At 60.2% G+C, this 23046-nt stretch carries 22 protein-coding genes; 11 read left to right on the top strand and 11 right to left on the bottom strand.

Going from position 1 to position 23046, the window contains the following annotated elements; all coding sequences use genetic code 11:
- Positions 1-6: 6 nt before the first annotated feature.
- The 3 genes from rnk to cyaY form a co-directional block, all read right to left on the bottom strand.
- Positions 7-417 (bottom strand): nucleoside diphosphate kinase regulator, encoded by a 411-nt coding sequence (gene rnk / locus AC1DHT_RS00480; RefSeq protein ID WP_123581052.1) that lies wholly within the window; start codon positions 415-417, stop codon positions 7-9.
- Positions 418-1051: 634 nt separating this feature from the next.
- Positions 1052-1276 carry a DUF1289 domain-containing protein gene (locus tag AC1DHT_RS00475; RefSeq protein ID WP_427538844.1) on the bottom strand — a complete coding sequence of 75 codons (225 nt, stop codon included), beginning with the start codon at positions 1274-1276 and terminating at the stop codon, positions 1052-1054.
- A gap of 4 nt (positions 1277-1280) precedes the next feature.
- A complete protein-coding gene (cyaY, locus tag AC1DHT_RS00470) occupies positions 1281-1613 on the bottom strand; it encodes an iron donor protein CyaY (RefSeq protein WP_427529673.1) in 333 nt (110 codons plus the stop codon).
- A gap of 238 nt (positions 1614-1851) precedes the next feature.
- On the opposite strand from cyaY, the gene lptM reads away from it, so the two are divergent.
- The 6 genes from lptM to AC1DHT_RS00440 are packed head-to-tail and all read left to right on the top strand — an operon-like array spanning position 1852 to position 6465.
- Positions 1852-2025, top strand: a complete 174-nt coding sequence (lptM, locus tag AC1DHT_RS00465) for an LPS translocon maturation chaperone LptM (RefSeq protein WP_019694236.1) — start codon at positions 1852-1854, stop codon at positions 2023-2025.
- A 9-nt stretch (positions 2026-2034) separates the two neighbouring features.
- Positions 2035-3282 (top strand): diaminopimelate decarboxylase, encoded by a 1248-nt coding sequence (lysA, locus tag AC1DHT_RS00460; protein WP_427538849.1) that lies wholly within the window; start codon positions 2035-2037, stop codon positions 3280-3282.
- Between the two features lie 4 nt (positions 3283-3286).
- Positions 3287-4117, top strand: coding sequence for a diaminopimelate epimerase (dapF, locus tag AC1DHT_RS00455; protein ID WP_427538852.1), 831 nt, complete (start codon positions 3287-3289; stop codon positions 4115-4117).
- Between the two features lie 13 nt (positions 4118-4130).
- The gene (locus tag AC1DHT_RS00450; RefSeq protein ID WP_427529667.1) at positions 4131-4856 is read left to right on the top strand and encodes a DUF484 family protein; all 726 of its coding nucleotides are present in this window, start codon (positions 4131-4133) and stop codon (positions 4854-4856) included.
- 2 nt (positions 4857-4858) lie between these two features.
- Complete coding sequence (xerC, locus tag AC1DHT_RS00445) at positions 4859-5758, top strand: tyrosine recombinase XerC (RefSeq protein ID WP_054594619.1); 900 nt, start codon at positions 4859-4861, stop codon at positions 5756-5758.
- Entirely contained in the window at positions 5755-6465 is a 711-nt protein-coding gene (locus AC1DHT_RS00440) for an HAD family hydrolase (RefSeq protein ID WP_427538856.1), read from the top strand. The genes xerC and AC1DHT_RS00440 overlap by 4 nt, the downstream gene beginning before the upstream one ends.
- A 194-nt stretch (positions 6466-6659) precedes the next feature.
- Here the strand turns inward: AC1DHT_RS00440 and sutA are convergent, their stop codons facing one another.
- The 4 genes from sutA to glnK all read right to left on the bottom strand — a co-directional run bounded on the left by sutA (position 6660) and on the right by glnK (position 9437).
- Complete coding sequence (gene sutA, locus AC1DHT_RS00435) at positions 6660-6986, bottom strand: transcriptional regulator SutA (RefSeq protein WP_427529661.1); 327 nt, start codon at positions 6984-6986, stop codon at positions 6660-6662.
- A 102-nt stretch (positions 6987-7088) separates the two neighbouring features.
- Positions 7089-7514 (bottom strand): secondary thiamine-phosphate synthase enzyme YjbQ, encoded by a 426-nt coding sequence (locus AC1DHT_RS00430; RefSeq protein WP_427529659.1) that lies wholly within the window; start codon positions 7512-7514, stop codon positions 7089-7091.
- 213 nt (positions 7515-7727) lie between these two features.
- Positions 7728-9065 carry an ammonium transporter gene (locus AC1DHT_RS00425; RefSeq protein WP_427529658.1) on the bottom strand — a complete coding sequence of 446 codons (1338 nt, stop codon included), beginning with the start codon at positions 9063-9065 and terminating at the stop codon, positions 7728-7730.
- Between the two features lie 33 nt (positions 9066-9098).
- Positions 9099-9437, bottom strand: a complete 339-nt coding sequence (gene glnK, locus AC1DHT_RS00420; RefSeq protein ID WP_002555808.1) for a P-II family nitrogen regulator — start codon at positions 9435-9437, stop codon at positions 9099-9101.
- Between the two features lie 413 nt (positions 9438-9850).
- Between glnK and AC1DHT_RS00415 the strand changes: the two genes are divergently transcribed.
- The 3 genes from AC1DHT_RS00415 to AC1DHT_RS00405 all read left to right on the top strand — a co-directional run bounded on the left by AC1DHT_RS00415 (position 9851) and on the right by AC1DHT_RS00405 (position 12908).
- Positions 9851-10111, top strand: a complete 261-nt coding sequence (locus tag AC1DHT_RS00415) for an accessory factor UbiK family protein (RefSeq protein ID WP_010465113.1) — start codon at positions 9851-9853, stop codon at positions 10109-10111.
- A 386-nt stretch (positions 10112-10497) separates the two neighbouring features.
- The gene (locus AC1DHT_RS00410) at positions 10498-11019 is read left to right on the top strand and encodes a BRO-N domain-containing protein (RefSeq protein WP_427538863.1); all 522 of its coding nucleotides are present in this window, start codon (positions 10498-10500) and stop codon (positions 11017-11019) included.
- Positions 11020-11294: 275 nt separating this feature from the next.
- Positions 11295-12908: a YifB family Mg chelatase-like AAA ATPase gene (locus AC1DHT_RS00405; protein WP_442114416.1), complete on the top strand. Its 1614-nt coding sequence runs from the start codon at positions 11295-11297 to the stop codon at positions 12906-12908.
- A 6-nt stretch (positions 12909-12914) separates the two neighbouring features.
- Here AC1DHT_RS00405 and AC1DHT_RS00400 read toward each other — a convergent pair whose 3' ends face one another.
- From AC1DHT_RS00400 to AC1DHT_RS00390, 3 genes are all read right to left on the bottom strand, one after another.
- Complete coding sequence (locus AC1DHT_RS00400) at positions 12915-14129, bottom strand: aldose 1-epimerase family protein (protein WP_427538902.1); 1215 nt, start codon at positions 14127-14129, stop codon at positions 12915-12917.
- 149 nt (positions 14130-14278) lie between these two features.
- The gene (locus tag AC1DHT_RS00395; protein ID WP_427538905.1) at positions 14279-16255 is read right to left on the bottom strand and encodes a methyl-accepting chemotaxis protein; all 1977 of its coding nucleotides are present in this window, start codon (positions 16253-16255) and stop codon (positions 14279-14281) included.
- A 190-nt stretch (positions 16256-16445) separates the two neighbouring features.
- The gene (locus AC1DHT_RS00390) at positions 16446-17366 is read right to left on the bottom strand and encodes a LysR substrate-binding domain-containing protein (protein ID WP_427538908.1); all 921 of its coding nucleotides are present in this window, start codon (positions 17364-17366) and stop codon (positions 16446-16448) included.
- 158 nt (positions 17367-17524) lie between these two features.
- Here AC1DHT_RS00390 and AC1DHT_RS00385 point away from each other — a divergent pair, with 158 nt between their 5' ends.
- Positions 17525-18922, top strand: a complete 1398-nt coding sequence (locus tag AC1DHT_RS00385) for a NorM family multidrug efflux MATE transporter (RefSeq protein ID WP_427538911.1) — start codon at positions 17525-17527, stop codon at positions 18920-18922.
- Between the two features lie 134 nt (positions 18923-19056).
- Here the strand turns inward: AC1DHT_RS00385 and AC1DHT_RS00380 are convergent, their stop codons facing one another.
- Positions 19057-20727: a putative bifunctional diguanylate cyclase/phosphodiesterase gene (locus tag AC1DHT_RS00380; protein WP_427538913.1), complete on the bottom strand. Its 1671-nt coding sequence runs from the start codon at positions 20725-20727 to the stop codon at positions 19057-19059.
- Between the two features lie 268 nt (positions 20728-20995).
- Between AC1DHT_RS00380 and rep the strand changes: the two genes are divergently transcribed.
- Positions 20996-23005, top strand: a complete 2010-nt coding sequence (gene rep, locus AC1DHT_RS00375) for a DNA helicase Rep (protein ID WP_429538823.1) — start codon at positions 20996-20998, stop codon at positions 23003-23005.
- Positions 23006-23046: the final 41 nt, after the last annotated feature.

Below are 23046 nucleotides of genomic sequence, written 5' to 3'. Positions count from 1 at the left end.
GGCGTGTCAGAACGTGCAGTCGCCGCCATTCTTGGGTTGCGACTCAACCTCAAGCAGGGTCAGCTTCAAGGTCTTGCCACCCGGTGCCGGCCAGTCGATGTGCTGGCCAACCTTCAAACCGAGCAACGCGCTACCTACTGGCGCCAGAATGGAAATCCGGCCTTCGTCGGCATTGGCGTCCTGTGGATAAACCAGGGTCAGGTGATAGTCCTTGCCGCTGCTTTCTTCACGGCAATGCACACGCGAGTTCATGGTCACGACATCGGCAGGCACTTCATCGTGACCGACCAGCGTATCGGCGCGATCCAGTTCGGTTTGCAGCGCGATAACACCTGGCAGCGAGTCATCCAGGCTGTCGATCAAACGCTCCAGACGTTGCACGTCCAGACGGGTAAGGATGATGGAAGGTGCGGTCATGATTAAGGCAGACTCCTTTTTTCTGCACGACAAAAGCAAAACCCCGCCAGAAATAGGCGGGGTTTTCACGGGCCTCGATGAGTTGAGGCGTATCCGGACACTATCACAGCTCAAAAAATATACAAGCCGCCGCCCCCCCAACCAACCACTCAGGCCCCCCCACTCAGGCCGGCCGGTAGGCCGCCGTGCTGTTGCTGTTGCTGTTGCTGTTGCTCTTGATCTTGATCCACCCGCCCCTTCGGAAGGCCGAATGGAGGTGTTCATCAGGGGGTGGGCGCGTAGCGCCGTACGGCGCAGCCGGACACATCGAGAGGAGGTCGTCGCGAAGCAGACCGTAGGCGATGCCCCCTGATGAATGCCGGAGTGAGGGGACGCCGAGCCTAGGCGAGGTGCCGKACGCTTGGGGCGAAGCCTTTTGGTTCCTTTTTGGCGTTTGAAAAAGGGACTCGCCGTAAGGGCGAAACCSCAAGCGGCCGTTACCGCAGAAATGGATATGTACACCTGCGGGAGGTTGGTCGGCTGTCAGGCCGCCATCGCAGGCAAGCCAGCTCCCACACTTTTGATTGATGTACATCCGCGGGAGATTGGGCGGCTGTCAGGCCGCCATCGCGAGCAAGTTCGGCTCCTACGAAGACTAGCGCAGGGCTGAGTTCTTGCGCTGTTGAGCCTGGGCGCAAATCACCCGGCGTCGATCATCGTCCGCCGAGCGCCATTCGCGAATATCTTCGACATGGCGGAAACAACCCAGGCAGACTTTCTGCTCGTCCAGCCGACAGACGCTGGTGCACGGCGAAGGCACCGCCGCGCTGACATTGCTGTACAGCGGCTTTGGCGGTCGGACGGGTGCTGCCTCAGTCACCAGATCACAACCCTTCGAAATCAAGCTTGGCGCCGGCCTGCTCGCCGACGATGCGCTCAAGCATCTCGCCGAGCTGTTCTTCGCTCTTGTCACACATCCAGCGTTCGCTTTCTTCGTCATAGTCGAAGTGGAAGCCGCCGGAGACTGCCGCCAGCCACAGCTGACGCAGCGGTTCCTGGCGACTGAAGATCAACTGGCTGCCGCTTTCGAACTTGACGGTGAGCACACCGGCCGAGCTTTCCAGATCAACATCCAGGCCACTCTCATCGAAAATATCCTCCAGCGCTTGCTGGGTGGCATCGACCAGATCGTGGAAACGGGCTTCAGTCAAACTCATTGCGGGAACCTCAAAAAGTGTCTACTCACGCTCAAGCGCCGCAAGATACGGCCGAGCCCCAGCGATTGCAAAGGATACTGACCAAGCATCAGACAAGAGTAGAAAATATCGACACACCTTGCGCCGCTTGATCGCTTGCCTGGGCAAAGGCCCGCCGGACGGGTGGCCCGTCGCATAGGCAAGCTGCCGGGTGGCCGGTATACTCCGGCGCAATTAACGCATTTTCAAGGATTTCGCCATGAAGCGCCTGATCTCTTCCCTTGCTGCGCTCGTCGCGGTTGCCTGCCTTGTCACTGCCTGTGGTCAAAAAGGTCCGCTGTATCTGCCCGATGACAGCAAATCCCCTGAAGAACAGGCGAAGTCGTCGCAGTCCAAAGCGCACCAGCACAGCACCAGTACCAGCACCTACTAAGGGAACATCATGGACGCTTTTAACTACCGTGACGGCGAGCTGTTCGCGGAAGGTGTTGCCCTGTCCGCCATCGCCGAACGCTTTGGCACACCGACCTACGTCTACTCCCGCGCGCACATCGAAGCCCAGTACCTGGCGTACGCCGATGCCCTGGCCGGCACGCCGCACCTGGTCTGCTTTGCGGTCAAGGCCAACTCCAACCTGGGCGTACTGAATGTCCTGGCGCGTTTGGGCGCCGGTTTCGACATCGTCTCCCGTGGTGAGCTGGAACGTGTTCTGGCCGCCGGTGGCCAGCCCGACAAGATCGTTTTCTCCGGCGTCGGCAAGACCCGTGACGACATGCGTCGCGCCCTGGAAGTCGGCGTGCACTGCTTCAACGTCGAATCCACCGACGAGCTCGAGCGCCTGCAAGTCGTCGCGGCCGAGCTTGGCGTTCGCGCGCCGATCTCGCTTCGGGTCAACCCGGACGTCGATGCCGGCACTCACCCGTACATTTCTACCGGTCTCAAGGAAAACAAGTTCGGCATCGCCATTGCCGACGCCGAAGACGTGTACGTCCGTGCCGCCCAACTGCCTAACCTGGAAGTGGTCGGTGTCGATTGCCACATCGGTTCGCAACTGACCACCCTGCCACCGTTCCTCGATGCCCTCGACCGCCTGCTGGCGCTGATCGACCGCCTGGGCGATTGCGGAATCTACCTGCGCCACATCGACCTCGGCGGTGGATTGGGCGTGCGTTATCGCGATGAAGAGCCGCCATTGGCTGCCGACTACATCAAAGCCGTACGCGAACGCATTGAAGGTCGCGACCTGGCGCTGGTGTTCGAGCCGGGCCGCTTCATCGTCGCCAACGCCGGCGTGCTGCTGACCGAGGTCGAGTACCTCAAGCACACCGAGCACAAAGACTTCGCCATCGTCGACGCGGCCATGAACGACCTGATCCGCCCGGCGCTGTATCAGGCCTGGATGGACGTCACGGCCGTGCGCCCGCGTGCAACTCCGGCACGCGCCTACGACATCGTCGGGCCGATCTGCGAAACCGGCGACTTCCTCGCCAAGGACCGTCAGCTGGCACTCGAAGAAGGCGACTTGCTGGCCGTGCATTCGGCCGGTGCGTACGGGTTTGTCATGAGCTCCAACTACAACACTCGCGGCCGCGCCGCTGAAGTGCTGGTGGACGGTGATCAGGCAATCGAAGTGCGTCGCCGCGAGACGGTAGCCGAGTTGTTTGCTGGCGAAAGCCTGCTGCCGGAGTAAACCCATGCTGCTGCGTTTTACCAAGATGCATGGCCTGGGCAACGACTTCATGGTCCTCGACCTGGTCAGCCAGCACGCGCACATTCTGCCCAAGCACGCCAAGCAATGGGGCGACCGGCACACCGGCGTCGGTTTCGACCAGTTGCTGATCGTCGAAGCGCCAAGCAACCCGGACGTGGATTTCCGTTACCGGATCTTCAACGCCGACGGTTCCGAAGTCGAGCAATGCGGCAACGGTGCGCGCTGCTTCGCGCGCTTCGTTCTGGACAAGCGCCTGACCACCAAGCGGCAGATTCGCGTCGAGACCAAAAGCGGCATTATCGAACTGGATATCCGCAACGACGGCCAGATCAGCGTCAACATGGGAGCACCACGCCTGGTGCCGGCAGAGATTCCATTCCAGGCGCCCGCTCAGGCCTTGAGTTATCAGGTCGAGGTCGACGGCCAGACCGTCGAACTGGCTGCGGTCTCCATGGGCAACCCCCACGCGGTAGTGCGGGTCAGTGACATCAACAACGCGCCGGTGCATGAGCTGGGACCGAAAATCGAAAACCACCCGCGCTTCCCGGCGCGGGTCAATGTCGGTTTTCTCCAGGTCATCGACCGGAGCCGTGCGCAGTTGCGCGTCTGGGAACGCGGCACCGGGGAAACCCAGGCCTGCGGGACCGGGGCCTGCGCTGCCGCAGTGGCCGCGATCAGCCAGGGGTGGATGGATTCGCCACTATTGATCGACCTGCCCGGCGGGCGCTTGTCCATTGAATGGGCAGGTCCTGGCCATCCGGTGATGATGACCGGCCCGGCAGTACGCGTATACGAAGGACAAGTGCGTCTTTGAGTGAGCGAAATACATGACTGATCAGCCTCAGGTTCCAGCCCCACAGCCCGACGAATCCCCTTCCGAAAGCCTGGAGGCGGCGGCGATTGCCGCGTACCTGGAGGCTCATCCGGATTTCTTCGTCGAGCACGAAGAACTGCTCCCGGCGCTGCGCATTCCGCACCAGCGCGGCGACACCATCTCGTTGGTCGAACGCCAGATGAAAATTCTGCGCGAACGCAACATCGAGATGCGCCATCGCCTCTCGCAACTGATGGACGTCGCCCGCGACAACGACCGGCTGTTCGACAAAACCCGCCGACTGACGCTCGCCTTGATGGACGCCAGCAGCCTGGACGACGTAGTCATCAGCGTCGAAGACAGCCTGCGCCAGGATTTCCAGGTGCCCTTTGTCAGCCTGATCCTGTTCAGCGACGAGCCCCTGCCGGTCGGCCGCTCGGTGACCAGTGCCGACGCACAAAAGGCCATCGGTGGCTTGTTGTCCGAAGGCAAAACCGTCAGCGGCAGCCTGCGCGAACACGAGCTGGACTTCCTGTTTGGCGAAGAACAGCGCAAGCAGATCGGCTCCACGGCAGTGGTCACCATCAGCCATCAAGGCCTGCACGGCGTCCTGGCGATTGCCAGTCGCGATCCGCAGCACTACAAAAGTTCGGTGGGCACGTTGTTCTTAAGCTACGTTGCTGAAGTCATGGGCCGCGTACTGCCTCGGGTCAACACTTCGCTACGCTCGGTACGCTGACCATGGAACGACAACTGGACGCCTACTGCGAGCACCTGCGCAGTGAGCGTCAGGTGTCGTCTCACACGCTGGAAGCCTATCGGCGCGACCTGAACAAGGTCCTGGCGCACTGCAAAAAACAGAACATCGGCAGCTGGACCGCGCTGGACATCCAGCGCCTGCGCAGCCTGATCGCCCGCCTGCACTCGCAAGGGCAATCCTCGCGCAGCCTGGCGCGGCTGCTGTCGGCGGTACGCGGGCTCTATCACTACCTGAACCGCGAAGGCCTCTGCGACCACGACCCGGCCAACGGCCTGGCGCCCCCCAAGGGCGAGCGCCGCCTGCCGAAAACCCTCGACACCGACCGTGCGCTGCAACTGCTTGATGGCGCCGTGGAAGACGACTTCATGGCGCGCCGCGACCAGGCGATTCTCGAGCTGTTTTACTCGTCCGGTTTACGTCTGTCGGAGCTGACCGGGCTCAACCTTGAACAGCTCGACCTGGCGGACGGCCTGGTGCAAGTACTCGGCAAGGGCAGCAAGACCCGCGTGCTGCCCGTCGGCAAGAAGGCCCGCGAAGCCCTGGAACTGTGGTTGCCGCTGCGCGCCATGGCGAACCCGGTAGACGATGCGGTATTCGTCAGCCAGAAAGGCCGGCGCCTCGGCTCACGGGCGGTTCAGGCACGGGTCAAAGCCGTCGGCGAACGTGAACTGGGGCAAAACCTGCACCCACATATGTTGCGACACTCCTTCGCCAGCCACTTACTGGAGTCCTCGCAAGACTTGCGTGCGGTGCAGGAATTACTCGGCCACGCAGACATCAAAACCACGCAGATCTACACCCACCTGGACTTCCAGCACCTGGCCTCGGTCTACGACAGCGCCCATCCACGGGCCAAACGCATCAAAGGCGATGAGCAATGACAATCCAACTGATCACCTTCGACCTCGACGACACCCTGTGGGACACCGCCCCGGTGATCGACAGCGCTGAAGCAGTGCTGCGCCAGTGGCTGGCCGAGCACACGCCGAACCTCGGTGCCTTGCCGGTCGATCATTTGTGGACGATTCGTGAGCGGGTATTGAGTCAAGATCCAAGCCTCAAGCACCGCATCAGCGCCCTGCGCCGCCGGGTGCTGTTTCACGCACTGGAAGAAGCCGGTTACGCCCATGAGCAGGCCAACGAGCTGGCCGATCAGGGCTTCGAAGTGTTTTTGCATGCACGGCATCAACTGGAAATCTTCCCCGAGGTGCAACCGACGCTGGAGGTTCTGGCCAATCACTACGCCTTGGGCGTGGTCACCAACGGCAATGCGGATGTGCGCCGGCTAGGGCTGGCGGATTACTTCAAGTTCATCTTGTGCGCAGAAGATATCGGCATCGCCAAACCCGATGCCCGACTGTTCCACGAAGCCTTGAAACGCGGCGATGTAACAGCAGAGGCCGCCGTGCATATCGGCGATCATCCGGGCGATGACATTGCCGGCGCTCAGCAGGCGGGATTGCGGGCGATCTGGTTCAACCCGGCCGGTAAAGCCTGGGAAGCCGACAAGGCGCCCGATGCCGAGATTCGCAGTTTGACCGAGTTGCCGGCACTGTTGGCGCGGTGGAACAGCCAACACCGACCTTGAATGACACACCAACCTTGTGGGAGCGAGCCTGCTCGCGATGAGGGCATAACATTCAGAATTGATGTCGGCTGACAGTCCGCTTTCGCGAGCAAGCCCGCTCCCACGGGGGATCACCGCAATTCCCAGGCTTTTGTTTCACCCATGAAAAAGCCCGCAGCGACGGCGGGCTTTTTCAGCAAGCACGTAGCAGGCGCTTAGATAGGCCGGCTGCCGTACTTGTTATCAGGCTTCTTTGGCGGATCAGCCACTACGTTGGCCTCGACTTCCTGAACCTTGCCGCCTTTGGCAAGGAACTCTTCCATCGCGCGCGCCAGAGCATCACGCTCTTTGTTCTTGGCCTCGACACTCGGCAGCTCGTCTACCGACACCGCAGCCTTGGCCTTGCCTTTGGCCGTCGGGACCGGCGTGTCATCACCGACATCGTCGTCAGCAACGTCTTCCGCCGCTGCTTCCAGGCCTTCTTCGGTCTCGTCTTCGTCGCCTACTTCGAGGTCGTCGTTTTCCAGATCATCGTCGCTCATGTTCTACCTCATGACTTGCGAAAAGCAGATTAGTTATAGCCCAGCTTTGTCGTCTGTCGACGACCGCCGGAAAAAAATCAACATCCACTGGTAACCAGCGGTTTATGCCCCTTCACCGTGCACGGTGGCGAGGACTTTGCGAGCACCGCCATGATCGCGGTGCTCGCCCAGATAAACACCTTGCCAGCTACCTAACGCCAATCGGCCCGCCCTTATCGGCAAACTCAACTGACAGCCTAGCAAACTGGCCTTGAAGTGCGCCGGGAGGTCGTCCAGGCCTTCGTCGTTATGCTCATAGCCAGCTGTTCCTTGTGGGATCAGCCGATTGAAAAACCGTTCGAAGTCGCGACGTACCGCCGGATCGGCGTTCTCGTTGATGGTCAACGACGCCGAGGTGTGCTGCAGCCACAAATGCAACAGACCGACCCGACATGCCTGGAGTTCAGGCAGGCCGGCGAGTAACTCGTCCGTTACCAGATGAAAGCCCCGGGGCCGTGCCCGCAGGGTTATCAGAGTCTGTTGCCACATACAGTTCTCCGCACGTTCGGGGCGCATTCTAGCGCGCTCTGGGAAAAAACAAAGGCCCTAATATTCCTTCAATCATGTAAGCCATTGGCCGCGGAAAAACGCTCGCCACAAACACCACTAAACGCGTACGAAAAAACCTTTCAGCCGTACTTTCAGAGACAAATCCCAGACAAAAAAATGCCCGGCAAGCCGGGCAAATTTTTATGCGCTTGCTTACATGTTGTAGCCGCGCTCGTTGTGAAGTGCCAGATCGATACCCACAGACTCCTCTTCCTCGGTGATGCGCAGCCCCATGACAGCGTCGAGCACCTTGAGGATGATGAACGTGGCGATCGCGGTGTAGATCACCGTGAAACCCACGCCTTTGCACTGAATCCAGACTTGTGCCGCGATGTCGGTCACGGTGCCGAAGCCACCCAGCGACGGAGCCGCGAATACACCCGTGAGGATCGCGCCGAGGATACCGCCGATGCCGTGCACGCCGAAGGCGTCGAGGGAGTCGTCGTAACCCAGTTTGCGTTTCAGGGTCGTGGCGCAGAAGAAGCACACCACACCCGCTGCCAGACCGATGATCATCGAACCCATCGGGCCAACGGTGCCCGCAGCCGGAGTGATCGCAACCAGACCGGCAACCACGCCCGAAGCAATACCCAGTGCGCTAGGTTTGCCGTGGGTCAGCCACTCGGCGAACATCCAGCCCAGGGCCGCTGCGGCGGTAGCAATCTGAGTTACCAGCATGGCCATACCGGCAGTGCCGTTGGCCGCTGCGGCGGAACCTGCGTTGAAACCGAACCAGCCCACCCACAACATCGCGGCGCCCATCAGGGTGTAACCGAGGTTGTGCGGAGCCATCGGAGTGGTCGGGAAGCCTTTGCGCTTGCCCAGTACCAGGCACGCCACCAGACCTGCGACACCGGCGTTGATGTGGACCACGGTGCCGCCCGCGAAGTCGAGCACGCCCCAGTCGCCCAACAGCGAACCCGGACCGCTCCAGACCATGTGTGCGATCGGCGCGTAAACCACGGTGAACCAGATGCCCATGAACACCAGCATTGCGGAGAACTTCATCCGCTCGGCGAAGGCACCGACGATCAGCGCCGGGGTGATGATGGCGAAGGTCATCTGATAGGTGACAAACACCGCCTCGGGGAACAGCGCCGTAGGGCCGGTAATACTGGCAGGCGTAATGCCAGCAAGGAACGCCTTGGCGAAGCTGCCGACAAAGGAATTGAGGTTGACGACGTTGACTTCCATACCCGTGGTGTCAAACGCCATGCTGTAGCCGTAAAGGAACCACAGGATGGTGACCAGGCCGGTAATGGCGAAGCACTGCATCATCAACGAAAGAACGTTTTTGGAACGAACCATGCCGCCATAGAACAGCGCGAGGCCTGGAATGGTCATGAACAGCACGAGGGCAGTAGAGGTCAACATCCAGGCGGTATCGCCGGAATTGAGGACTGGAGGAGCCACCGGATCTGCCGCCATGGCCAGGCCAGGCATTACGATGGACAACAGGGCTCCTAGCCCTGCGAATTTACGCAGAGTCATTTTGTTTTCTCCTGGGGCGTTGGGTTTGGCGGCTTAGATTGCGTCGGTATCGGTTTCGCCGGTACGGATGCGAATAGCCTGTTCCAGATTGACCACGAAGATCTTGCCGTCACCAATCTTGCCGGTGTTGGCCGCCTTGGTTATCGCCTCGATAACCCGGTCCAGATCCTTGTCGTCAATAGCGACATCGATCTTCACCTTGGGCAGGAAATCGACCACGTATTCCGCGCCGCGATACAGCTCGGTGTGACCCTTCTGCCGACCGAAGCCTTTGACCTCAGTGACGGTAATGCCCTGCACGCCGATCTCGGACAACGACTCGCGTACATCGTCCAGTTTGAACGGCTTGATGATGGCAGTGACTAGCTTCATGAAAACTCTCTCCCGAATTGGTGGACTTGCCCCAGGAAAACAAACCCGACTCAAGTCTAAGCGCAGTGCCTGGCTTTGTAACGCATCGTCGGCCCTACTCTCCGACTGACCCCAGTTAACCGCTCCTGACGAAACTCCCCGCTCCGCCTGCCACACTGCATTCGTCACAGCGACTGCATCAGTGCATGGGTCACGAGGGACTAAGCAGAAAGCTTGCCATCTCGTGAAAAACCATTGATTTCAATCCCTTGGCGGCTGCTGCAGGCGCCAATGCCCCATCACTGCCGGCGATACGCACAACAACAGTGCGCGAACGCCCGGCAACATGCGCGAAAAGCGTGCACTCATGCCTGCGCCAATGACTATAGACACTGCGTGATACACTGCCCGCCATTGTTTCCAGGACATTTCTCATGCTCGCACCCAAAGACTTCCTCGATGCCCTGAGCGGCACGGCCTCCCGTCTGTTCAGCGGCGAAACCCCGCTGCCAAAAAGCGAAATCGAAAGCCAGTTCAAAGCCCTGCTGCAAAGCGGCTTCAGCAAACTGGACCTGGTGAGCCGGGAAGAATTCGACAGCCAGATGGTCGTCCTGGCGCGCACCCGGGCACGCCTTGAGAGCCTTGAGGCAAAAGTCGCCGAGCTGGAAGCAAAGTTGAATCCACCCGCCGAATAACCCACAACCCCCTGTGGGAGCGAGCCTGCTCGCGATTAGGGTCGGCACGACCCTCCTGCTATTTCTGGATTCAGCTCTACTTCCAGGCTGAGTCCTACAAAAACACCACCGCTTTCCGATTGCGCCGCCAAGCCCCGGTTTCTAAGCTCAACTCAGCTGAATATTCAGCACTGGGTTTGGCGACCCGGAAAGCTTGCGATGCACCGCGACCACATCTGATATCGGGCACTTCTTTCCCGACTCAAATTATGGCGGCTGTGTGTGGGAGATCTTCGGGTCTGCCGGTATTCGCTTGCACCGGTTCGCCAACCCGCGCACAGCTGCCACCCTTATTGTTTGGCGACGATCAGTGGCAGTTTCCCTCAAGCGAACTTGGGTACTGCACCATGGATGAAAATTATCTGATCCCTCACATCTTCACCCGCCACAAACTCCACCTCCACGCCCTGCTGCTGGAAAACCAGCCTTGGTTCAGTGCCCGCGACCTCGGTCGATTGCTTCGGCTGTTCCTCGACGAACGCGCGCTACGCAAACTCGATCCTGATCAATACCAAACCGCGACAATGCACATCCACGGCTGCATCGAACATACGTTGCTGATCAGCGAATCCGGCGTTTACGCGCTGCTGGTTTATCACTACTGCCCCGAATACCGGGGCCTACGGGAATGGCTGACCCACGACGTGGTTCCAGCCCTTAGAGACGCCCAGCAACCTGCCACAGCCGAACGCCCGATACTGAGCCTGCTGAACTGGCCGGAAATGTCGCTGAGCTTGCTGCACTGGAACAACCAGCCGTGGATCCGGCTGCAGGATGTTTCACATATGTTGCCGGAGGGGGAACGACCACGAAGTATGGTCAATGCCCCGTGGTGGAAACGCGCTTCACGGGTGGTTCAGTCGCTTTAATGAACATCTGGGTGGCTCGCCGCCTAAATGGCTAATGCCAGTCAGTTACGAGATTCAGGGCGCGGCGTAAGACCTGTAGCAGCTGCCGAAGGCTGCGTTCGAGTGTGCAGCACTCGTAGATCCTGCTTGCACGGTTAATCTGAAAGACCGCATAGCGAGATTTTACGACTGCTTCGCAGCCGAACGCAGCCTTCGGCAGCTGCTACGGATCGCGTTACGGCTTAACTGACAGGCATCAGTCTAAATGGCGGTTTTTTCGTTCTCGCACTCTATACATCGACATCCGCAACATCCTGCGAAGGTTTCGCTCCTCAGCCGCCGCGCTAAACCACTACGTCGCAACTACCCTTCAAAAAAACCGCAGGAAGCGGTTCTCGTCAGCTCAAGGAATGATCATGTCTCTGGCCATCGTCCATAGCCGCGCCCAGATCGGTGTGGAAGCGCCCGCCGTTACCGTAGAAGTCCATTTGGCCAACGGCCTGCCATCGCTGACGATGGTGGGGTTGCCGGAAGCAGCGGTGAAGGAAAGCAAGGATCGGGTGCGCAGTGCGATCATCAATTCCGGGCTGCAATTTCCGGCGCGACGTATCACCTTGAATCTCGCCCCGGCCGATTTACCGAAGGACGGCGGGCGCTTCGATCTGGCGATCGCCTTGGGGATTCTGGCTGCCAGTGTGCAGGTGCCGACTTTGACGCTGGATGACGTCGAGTGTCTGGGTGAGTTGGCGCTGTCAGGCGAAGTGCGGGCGGTCCGTGGTGTGTTGCCGGCGGCACTGGCGGCGCGCAAGGCTGGACGATCGCTGATGGTGCCGCGGGCAAATGCCGAGGAAGCGTGCCTGGCGTCAGGACTGAAGGTCATTGCGGTGGATCATCTGCTGGAGGCGGTCGCGCACTTCAATGGCCACACACCCGTAGAACCGTTTGTTTCCAATGGCTTGCTCTATGCCAGCAAACCTTATCCGGACTTGAATGAAGTGCAGGGCCAGATCGCGGCCAAACGTGCATTGCTGATTGCTGCTGCGGGGGCTCATAACCTGTTGTTCAGCGGGCCACCGGGGACGGGGAAAACCCTTCTGGCGAGTCGTTTGCCCGGGCTGCTGCCGCCACTGGCCGAGAGTGAAGCGCTGGAAGTCGCGGCGATTCAATCGGTCGCCAGTTGTGTGCCGTTGAGCCATTGGCCGCAACGACCTTTCCGCCAGCCACACCATTCGGCGTCCGGCCCGGCACTGGTGGGCGGAGGCTCAAAACCGCAGCCCGGCGAAATCACCCTCGCCCACCACGGCGTCCTGTTCCTCGATGAGCTGCCGGAGTTTGATCGCAAGGTGCTGGAGGTGCTGAGAGAACCGCTGGAATCGGGGTGCATCGTGATTTCCCGGGCCCGTGACCGCGTGCGTTTTCCTGCGCGCTTTCAACTGGTGGCCGCCATGAATCCGTGCCCCTGTGGATATCTTGGCGAGCCGAGCGGCCGTTGTTGCTGCTCACCGGACCAGATCCAGCGTTATCGCAACAAACTGTCGGGGCCACTGCTGGACCGTATTGATCTGCACCTGACGGTTGCCCGCGAAGTCACAGCGTTGAATCCGGCAGCAAAACCCGGCGATGACACCGTAACCGCCGCTGCTCTGGTCGCGGACGCAAGGGAGCGACAATACAAACGCCAAGGCTGCGCCAATGCTTTCCTCGATTTACCCGGCCTGCGCCGACACTGCACGTTATCCACAACCGACGAACACTGGTTGGAATCCGCGTGCGAGCGATTGACCTTGTCGCTACGAGCGGCACACCGACTGCTCAAGGTAGCGCGCACCCTGGCGGACCTTGAACAAGTCGATGGCATCACCCGCGAGCATCTGGCCGAAGCGCTGCAGTATCGACCGAGCGCAAACTAGTCGAGCTTATTCCTTGGTGAGATCCACCAACGGTGTTTGCCTCACCTCAGTCTCTCGTCCAGCCTGAATCTCACTCACCTGCGCCAACGCTTTATCCACAGCCACCTTATCCGCCAGCAAGCTGTAGCTGATCTGGAACTGTTTCTGCTCCTTGGCCGCAATCGTCGGCACCAGGTTCAGTGGCCGCTGATACCGGCGGTTGTAGGAAAAACTCGTCCCCGGCTCCAGCCCCGTGACATAGCCCTGGCCTTGGGTATCGGTGTTTTTCCACAGGGAGAACACTGGCAATTGCTTGGTATTGAAGCCAACCGACACCCCGAGGCTGCCCGCCTTGTTGTGCAGCACGGTCAGCGTGTCGCCCTTGGTATCGGCATACGGCACGACGTTGTAGACGGTTTCGTCGTAGTCCTTGGTCGGCGCGCGGTAGGTTTGCCAGTCGGGCAAATCCCCTTTGGCCTTGTCGTTGAACGGTGACACCTGTTTCACCGGCGCAGCGAAGCGGGCGCCCTGCTCCAGGAATGGAGTGCTGAAGTTGCTGTGGTAGAGCGCCTGGTATTCCTTCGGATAGTCGCCGTTGTTGGTCAGGGTGTCGTTGAGGGCGAAGCGTACGCTGCCGGGTTCGGTGACCAGTTCGGTGCTCACCGAGAAGTCGACTTTCTTGAACGCCTGCTCTTTCAACTCACCGCGCAGGCTGATGGCGTAAGGCGGTTTTTCATCGATGTGCAGCGTGACTTTACTGGCTGGAATGTTCGCGGCGCGACCATGCAGGGTCAGCAGTTCGCCGTTGTCCATGCCGGGGTGGCCAACCCATTCGTAGCCACAGCGGGTGACCAGTTCATTGAAGCCTTCGAGCCAGCCCAATCCGCCACGCCCGTTGAGTTCGATAAAGGACGGATTGACCACGTCCTTGACCGGCGAATCCCACCCCATACGCACATTGCCTACCGATGCCTGCAGGACGTTCATCCCACGGGTCGGCACCACCGAGAGTTTCATCGTGCCGTTATCAATGTCAACAATGCTGACGCCCTCCTGCCGACCGCCGTGCAGGGTGCGCAGGGTCACGGAGAACGGTTTGTCGGTCTTCACACCGAGCTGTTGGCTGGTGATTTGCTGGTTCTGGGCAGCCTTGTCGGTATCGAGCAGCACGTAATCCCAGGCCATGACGTGGGAGGCAGCGGTCATTGCGCCGAGAGTGACGAGCAGTTTGAGCGGGGTCATGGGGAAAACCTTTCTTGGAGTTGTGCCGTTTTTATAGCGCTGATGAAACGTTTCAGCAAGCATAAAAACAGCGCAACTCCCGCAAACCTCAGTCGCCGGATTCAATCGCCAACAACAGGCTTGCCAGCGATGGCAATTCCAGAGGTACCTCAGCGAAAACGATCAACCTCATGCCGCAAATCCGCCGCCAGTTTCTCCAGCTCCTTGGCGGTGATCGCCAGGTTCGACACCACTTCACGCTGCTCGCTGTTGGCCATGGCGATGCTTTGCAGGTTGCTGCTAAGCAAGGTCGCGGTGCTGCTCTGCTCCTGGGTGGCGGTGGTGATCGCAGCAAATTGCTGGCCGGCCGAGCGGCTTTGTTCGTCGATCCGTGCCAGCGCCGACGCAACATTGGCGTTGCGTGTCAGGCCTTCGCGCATCAGCAGGTTGCCTTGCTCCATGGTGCTGATGGCGTTGCCGGTTTCCTGCTGGATGCTTTGGATCATCCCGGAAATCTCGTCAGTCGCTTCGCGAGTGCGCGAGGCCAGGTTGCGCACTTCGTCTGCCACCACCGCAAAACCACGGCCCTGTTCGCCGGCACGCGCGGCTTCGATGGCGGCGTTGAGCGCCAGTAAATTGGTTTGATCGGCAATCGCAGTAATCACCCCGACAATGCCGCCAATTTCCTGGGAGCGCTGACCCAGAGTGTTGATCACCGTCGCGGTGCTATTGAGAGCACTGGCAATCTGCTCAAGGGAAGAAGAGGCTTCTTCCATCGAGGTACGACCGATCCGCGTTTGCTGGGCGTTTTCCTGAGCCAGACGCTCGGTGTTGCCCATGTTGTCAGCGATGTTCAGCGAGGTCGCACTGAACTCTTCCACAGCGCCGGCCATGCTGGTGATTTCACCGGACTGCTGTTCCATCCCTTCATACGCACCGCCCGATAACCCGGACAATGCCTGGGCGCGACTGTTGACCTCCTCCGAGGCCTTGCGGATGTGCTCGACCATGGTCGATAGAGCCTGGCTCATCTGATTGAAGCTGCGCGCCAGTTGACCGATTTCATCCTGGCTCGACACGTTCAAACGCACGCTCAGATCACCCGCGCCCAAGGCTTCGGCCTGCCGCACCAGATCACCCAGCGGTGCCAGTTTGCTGCGCAACAGCCAGACTGCCGCGCCCACTGCCAGCAGCATCGCCAGCAGGCTGCCAATGGCCAGGCGGATACCGACGCTCCAGGTCACTGCGCGGATTTCGCTTTTCGGCATGCTCGCCACCACTGACCATGGCCCACCCTCGAACGGCACCGCAACGCTGTAGAAGTCTTCGGACTTGTCGCTCCAGAACGCGCCCTGCCCCGGCGTCCTGGCTAAACTGGCGATGGTCGAAGTCGCCTGGTCCAGCGCCTGCACGCCGGCCGGCGGCACCAGCCATTTGTTTTGCTCATCGAGCAGCGCCAGCGAACCGCTCTGGCCGATGCGGAAGCGTTTGAGGTTGTCGAACTGCGCGCTCTGCGCGTCGGTGTAATCAAATCCTACGAACAACACCGCGATCACCTTGCCACTGCTGTCGCGTACGGGGGTGTACTGCGTCATGTAGGAACGATCGAACAGCAAGGCCCGGCCGACATAGCTCTGCCCCGTCATCAGCCGCTGATAGGCCGGGTGCGCATGGTCGAGCAGCGTGCCAATGGCGCGGGTGCCGTCCTGCTTGCTCAACGAGGTGCTGACCCGAATGAAGTCCTCGCCACTGCGCACGAACAACGTCGCCACGCCGGCAGTCATTTGCTTGAACTCATCGACCTTGTCGAAGTTGTTGTTCAACACTTCGTTGCCCAGATGCAGGCCCGGTGTCTGCACGCCCGCCACCGTCACCGGCTGCTCAGGGTGCACGCTCAAACCGCCGCTGAAACGCTTTTCAAACAACCCGCTCAGGCGCTGGGTGCTTTCGCGCAGGGTGCCGTGGAAAGTGCTCAACTGGTCGGCCAGCAACCGCGCCTCACTGGCCAGATGCTCTTCACGCGTGTCGAGGTTGGCAGAATCCAGCGAGCGCAGGGCGAACACCGTGCTGCCACTGATGACGACCGCGAGGATGACGGCAAGGGCAAGCCCCAATTGTGAGGCGATCCGGGCACGAGGTTGAGACATGACAGCTCCTGGCCGAGGAGCCGGATCATCCTGATCGCGTCGCGTGGCTCGGCAAAATATCCAGTAATAAGGGAAGCACGAAACCTTTCAGAACGAAGGTTCCACTTTCAAGGATTCGGCGGCGCGGATGAATACTTGAGCGACTCACAAGGATATTGCTCATGGCCACCATGGCGGCAGCTAGATCGATTCAGTCGAGGCGCTCGACATCCGGCAACTCCATGGCCTGGACTTCGCCTTGCAGGAAGTCGCTGAGGCGGCGCAAACGTTCACCGCCAGGGCGGGTTTTCGGCCAGACCAGGTAATAATTCAGGCCGCTGGCAACGGCGGTCGGCCACGGTAAACTCAAACGCCCCTGAGCCACATCTTCGGCCACCATCAGCAAGTCGCCCATCGATACCCCATAACCCCGGGCAGCGGCGATCATCCCCAGCTCCAGCGTGTCGAACACCTGCCCGCCCTTGAGCGACACCTGCTCTGACAGGCCCATGCGCTCCAGCCAACTGCGCCAGTCACGTCGATCGGGAGTCGGGTGGAGCAATTCAGTGCTGGCCAGCCGCTCGACATCCCATGGCTGATCATTCAACAGATTTGGTGAGCCGACCGGGATCAGCAGCTCCGGGAAAAGGTAACTGGCTTCCCAGTCCGGTGGAAAATGCCCGTTGCTCAACAACACCGCGCAATCGAACGGTTCGTGATTGAAGTCCACCGAGTCGACGTCCATCCAGGCGCTGGTCAGTTGCACCTCGTTACCTGGCTGCAAATGCCGGAAACGACTGAGTCGCGCCAACAGCCAGCGCATGGTCAGGGTCGAAGGGGCTTTCATGCGCAAGACGTCATCTTCGGCGCGCAAGGTATTGCAGGCCCGCTCCAGCGCACCAAAGCCCTCACGCACACCCGGCAGCAGCAAACGTGCGGCCTCGGTCAGTTGCAAATTGCGTCCGCTGCGCTGAAACAGCCGACAGGCAAAATGCTCCTCCAGCGTACGCACATGTCGGCTGACGGCGCTTTGGGTGATCGACAATTCTTCGGCAGCACGGGTAAACGAACTGTGCCGCGCTGCGGCCTCGAAAGCGCGAAGGGCATACAACGGAGGAAGACGACGAGACATTGGGAAAGCTCCTATAGCGCGACCCCGGAACCTTATCAGAAACTCTCCAGCATGAGTTTTAGTCATGCGAGCAATCGTTTTTATCCCTTTGTGCAAACGCTTGCGAGCGCCGAGAATCAACCCTTCCCGATTTATCTGACTAAACGAGCGTGATGATCATGCAGCATCCAGCACGTACCGAACTCTGGGCCATCCTGCGGCTGGCGGGGCCGCTGATTGCCTCGCAGTTGGCGCACATGCTGATGATCCTCACCGATACCTTGATGATGGCTCGGCTCAGCCCGGAAGCCTTGGCCGGTGGCGGTCTGGGCGCGGCGAGCTATTCGTTCGTATCGATTTTCTGCATTGGCGTGATCGCGGCGGTCGGCACGCTGGTGGCGATCCGGCAGGGTGCTGGCGACATCGAAGGCGCCGCCCGGCTGACCCAGGCCGGGCTTTGGCTGGCGTGGTTGATGGCGCTCGTGGCAGGTCTGCTGCTCTGGAACCTCAAACCGGTGTTGCTGCTGTTCGGCCAGACCGAAAGCAACGTGCACGCGGCCGGCCAGTTCCTGTTGATTCTGCCGTTCGCCCTGCCCGGCTACCTGAGCTTCATGGCCCTGCGCGGTTTTACCAGCGCCATTGGCCGGACAACGCCGGTGATGGTCATCAGCCTCGTCGGGACCGTCGCCAACTTCCTGCTCAACTATGCGTTGATCACCGGCATGTTCGGCCTGCCGAAAATGGGTTTGATGGGGATCGGCCTGGTCACCGCCATCGTCGCCAACTGCATGGCGCTGGGCCTGGCCTGGCATATTCGCCGGCACCCGGCTTACGACGCGTACCCACTGCGCAAGGGCCTGTCACGGCCCAATCGCCAGTACTTGCGCGAGCTGTGGCGTCTGGGCTTGCCGATTGGCGGCACCTACGCGGTAGAGGTCGGTCTGTTTGCGTTTGCCGCGTTGTGCATGGGCACCATGGGCAGTACGCAATTGGCGGCGCATCAGATCGCCCTGCAAATCGTCTCGGTGGCGTTCATGATTCCGGCGGGGCTTTCGTATGCGATCACCATGCGCATCGGCCAGCACTACGGCGCCGGGCAGCTGCTCGATGCGCGCTTGGCCGGGCGGGTCGGGATTGCCTTTGGTGGCGCGGCGATGCTCGGGTTTGCCATGGTCTTCTGGCTGATGCCGAACCAACTGGTGGGACTGTTCCTGGACCATAACGACCCGGCGTTTCGCGAAGTGATCAATCTTGCGGTGAGCCTGTTGATGGTGGCGGCGTGGTTCGAGTTTTTCGACGGCACGCAAACTATCGCCATGGGCTGTATTCGCGGCCTGAAGGACGCCAAGACTACCTTTCTGGTCGGCCTCGCCTGCTATTGGCTGATCGGCGCTCCGGCTGCATGGTTGATGGCTTTCCATCTCCATTGGGGGCCGACGGGTGTTTGGTGGGGTCTGGCACTGGGGCTCGCCTGCTCGGCCGTGAGCCTGACGCTGGCGTTCGAATGGAAGATGAAGCGGATGATCCGGCGTGAGCCGTTGTCACAGCCGGGTTTCGAAGTCGTTCAGACAGACTGAGTTTCCTGTGGGAGCAGCCGGTCGACACTCGACTGCTCGCGATGAAGCCATGCAGGCAACATTGATGCTGACTGATACTCCGCTATCGCGAGCAGGGTCGCTCCCACAAGGGTTCGTGCCAGATGACAGATCGGCTAAACCATCACTTCCAGCGCCGGTTGGCTGGAACCGAACTCCAGATACTCAACCAACTCCGCCAGTGGCAACGGCTTGCTAATCAGGTAACCCTGCACCTGATCACAACCAAAATCACGCAGCAGCTCAAGCTGTTCAAGGGTTTCAACGCCCTCGGCGACCACTTCCAGGTTTAGGTTGTGGGCGAGGTTGATCATCGCGTGGACCAGCTTGCGATTTTCCTCACGCGTCTCCATGCCACCGACAAAGCTTTTGTCGATCTTCAACAAGGCAATCGGCAGGCTGTTGAGGTGCACGAATGACGAAAAACCGGTGCCGAAATCGTCCAGGGAGAAACGCACGCCCAGACGCCCCAAAGCATCCATGGTCTGTTTGACCAGATCGCTGCGGCGCATCACGGCGGTTTCCGTCAGTTCGAATTCCAGCCACTGCGCTTCAACACCGCGCTCGGCAATCAGCCGGCTCAACGTCGACAGCAACTGACTGTCCTGGAACTGCCGGAACGACAGGTTGACCGCCATGTGCAACGGCGGCAGACCGCGTTCGCGCAACGCCTGCATGTCGCGCAAGGCACGGGAAATTACCCAATACCCCAACGGCACGATCAAACCGCTCTGCTCGGCCAATGGCACGAACTCGCTCGGCGGCAGCAGTCCGCGCTCGCCATGGCGCCAGCGCACCAAGGCCTCGAGGCCGACGATTTTCCCGTCGTCGAGGTTCAGCCGCGGCTGGTAATGCAACTCCAGCTCATCGCGACGCAAGGCCCGGCGCAGTTCGCTTTCAAGATCGGCAAGGCTGCGCGCGTTGCGGTTGATGCGTTCATTGAAGATATGAAAGGTGCAGCCTTGGGTGCTTTTGGCCTGCTGCATGGCGATATGCGCGTGCCACATCAGCGGGTCGGCGCCCGCCTGTGCACGTGCGTGGGCGATGCCCAGGCTGCAACCGATCAACAGGCTCTCGCCGTCGACCCAGTAGGGTTCGGCCATGACTTCGGTGATGCGTTCGGCTATCCATTCGGCGCGTTGCGGTGCGCGACGGGTGTCGATGAGCAAGGCGAATTCGTCGCTACCCAAACGCGCCAACTGATCGCCCGCCTCAAGCTGGCTTTTGAGCCGCGAGACCACTTGCAGGATCAGCCGGTCACCGGCCTGGTGGCCGAGGGCGTCGTTGGCGTGTCGAAAGTTGTCGAGGTCGAGGTGCCCCAGCGCCAGGCCACGGCCGTCGTTCTCCGCCAGACGCGCCGCCAGCAGGGTCTGAAACCCCTGGCGGTTGGCAATGCCCGTCAGCGGGTCCTGCTCGGCGAGACGCTGCAGGGTGTTTTCGAGCACGCCGCGCTCACGCACATGGCGCAGGCTGCGGCGCAATGTATCCACATCCAGCGCATCGCGAACCAGCCAGTCGCTGACACCGTCCGGTGGGGTGGACGGTTCATGTTCGAGCAACAGCACCGTCGGCAGGTTGCAACGGCCCGGCTCCGGTTGGAGTGCAGGACTGGTCAACAGGACCGCAGTGCGGTTGTCAGCAAATAGGCTGCTCACCGACTCCCAGGTCGGTGCACTGATCAGCACAGCCGAGCTCCCCATAGGAGCCAGACACTCGCGTAACAACGCTGCCCACGCTGGCTCTTCGGCCAGTAGCAGCAAACGCAAGGGTTCGACAGGCGTAGACAAGCTAGCTCCCTAGACTCTGCAAAAGATGTTGGCGGCGGGCATTATGACGCGCAGATAAACAACGACCAATGATATTGATTATCAAAAACTTCGTTGTACCGCTGTGAATCGAACATTAGTAGTCGCCAATTCAGCACGCATCCTGCGGGAAAGTAACAAAACCGGCAAATTTAGATAGCGTGGTACGTCACAAGTCGGAGAGAGGCGGCAGAATCTGTGCATCCTGTTAAAATGCCCGCCCTTTTCGCAAACGACTCCCTTTTCCGTCATGTCCCGACTCAATCCCCGGCAGCAAGAAGCCGTGAGCTACGTCGGCGGCCCTCTTTTGGTGCTCGCCGGTGCTGGCTCCGGCAAGACCAGTGTTATCACCCGCAAAATCGCCCACCTGATCCAGAGCTGTGGCATTCGCGCCCAGTACATCGTTGCCATGACCTTTACCAACAAGGCCGCGCGCGAGATGAAGGAGCGGGTCGGCACATTGCTCAAGGGTGGTGAAGGACGCGGTCTGACGGTGTGCACGTTCCACAACCTTGGGCTGAACATCATCCGCAAGGAACATGTGCGGCTGGGCTACAAACCCGGTTTCTCGATTTTCGACGAGACCGACGTCAAAGCCCTGATGACCGACATCATGCAAAAGGAATATTCGGGCGACGACGGCGTCGACGAGATCAAGAACATGATCGGCGCCTGGAAGAACGACCTGATCCTGCCGCCTGAAGCCCTGGAAAACGCCCGCAACCCCAAGGAGCAGACCGCCGCCATCGTCTACACCCACTATCAGCGCACGCTCAAGGCGTTCAACGCAGTGGATTTCGACGACCTGATCCTGCTGCCGGTGAAGCTGTTCCAGGAACACGCCGACATTCTCGAAAAGTGGCAGAACAAAGTCCGCTACCTGCTGGTGGACGAATACCAGGACACCAACGCCAGCCAGTACCTGCTGGTGAAATTGCTGATCGGCACCCGAAACCAGTTCACCGTGGTGGGCGACGATGACCAGTCGATCTACGCCTGGCGCGGTGCCCGCCCGGAAAACCTGATGCTGCTCAAGGACGACTACCCGTCCTTGAAAGTGGTGATGCTGGAGCAAAACTACCGCTCCACCAGCCGCATCCTGCGCTGTGCCAACGTGCTGATCTCGAACAATCCCCACGAGTTTGAAAAACAGCTGTGGAGCGAGATGGGCCATGGCGACGAGATCCGGGTGATCCGCTGCCGCAACGAAGACGCCGAAGCCGAGCGCGTGGCCGTGGAAATCCTCAGCCTGCACCTGCGCACCGACCGCCCCTACAGCGATTTCGCAATCCTCTACCGTGGTAACTACCAGGCCAAGCTGATCGAGCTGAAGCTGCAACACCACCAGATTCCGTATCGTCTTTCCGGTGGCAACAGCTTCTTCGGACGTCAGGAAGTCAAAGACCTGATGGCCTACTTCCGCCTGATCGTGAACCCGGATGACGACAACGCCTTCCTGCGGGTGATCAACGTCCCACGCCGGGAAATCGGTTCGACCACGCTGGAGAAGCTCGGTAACTACGCGACCGAACGCAAGATCTCGATGTATGCCGCGACCGATGAAATCGGCCTGGGCGAGCACCTGGACAGCCGCTTCACCGATCGCCTGGCACGCTTCAAGCGCTTCATGGACCGCGTGCGTGAGCAGTGCGCCGGCGAAGACCCGATCTCCGCCCTGCGCAGCATGGTCATGGACATCGACTACGAGAACTGGCTGCGCACCAACAGCTCCAGCGACAAGGCCGCCGACTACCGCATGGGTAACGTCTGGTTCCTGATCGAGGCGCTGAAGAACACCCTGGAAAAAGACGAAGACGGCGAAATGACCGTCGAAGACGCAATCGGCAAGCTGGTCTTGCGCGACATGCTCGAACGCCAGCAGGAAGAGGAAGAAGGCGCCGAAGGCGTGCAGATGATGACCTTGCACGCCTCCAAGGGCCTGGAATTCCCCTACGTGTTCATCATGGGCATGGAAGAGGAAATCCTCCCGCACCGCTCCAGCATCGAAGCCGACACCATCGAAGAAGAACGCCGTTTGGCCTACGTCGGGATTACCCGCGCACGCCAGACCCTGGCGTTCACCTTTGCCGCCAAGCGCAAACAGTACGGCGAAATCATCGACTGCGCGCCGAGCCGTTTCCTCGATGAACTGCCGCCGGACGACCTGGCGTGGGAAGGCAACGACGACACCCCGACCGAAGTCAAAGCCGTACGTGGCAATAGCGCATTGGCGGATATACGCGCGATGTTAAAACGCTAGAATCGGCTACTTTTTCAATCTACTTTCGGCGCCTGTAGCGC

The organism is Pseudomonas sp. 05N432 (assembly GCF_056396945.1).
This window is presented reverse-complemented; position numbering and strand designations above follow the sequence as displayed.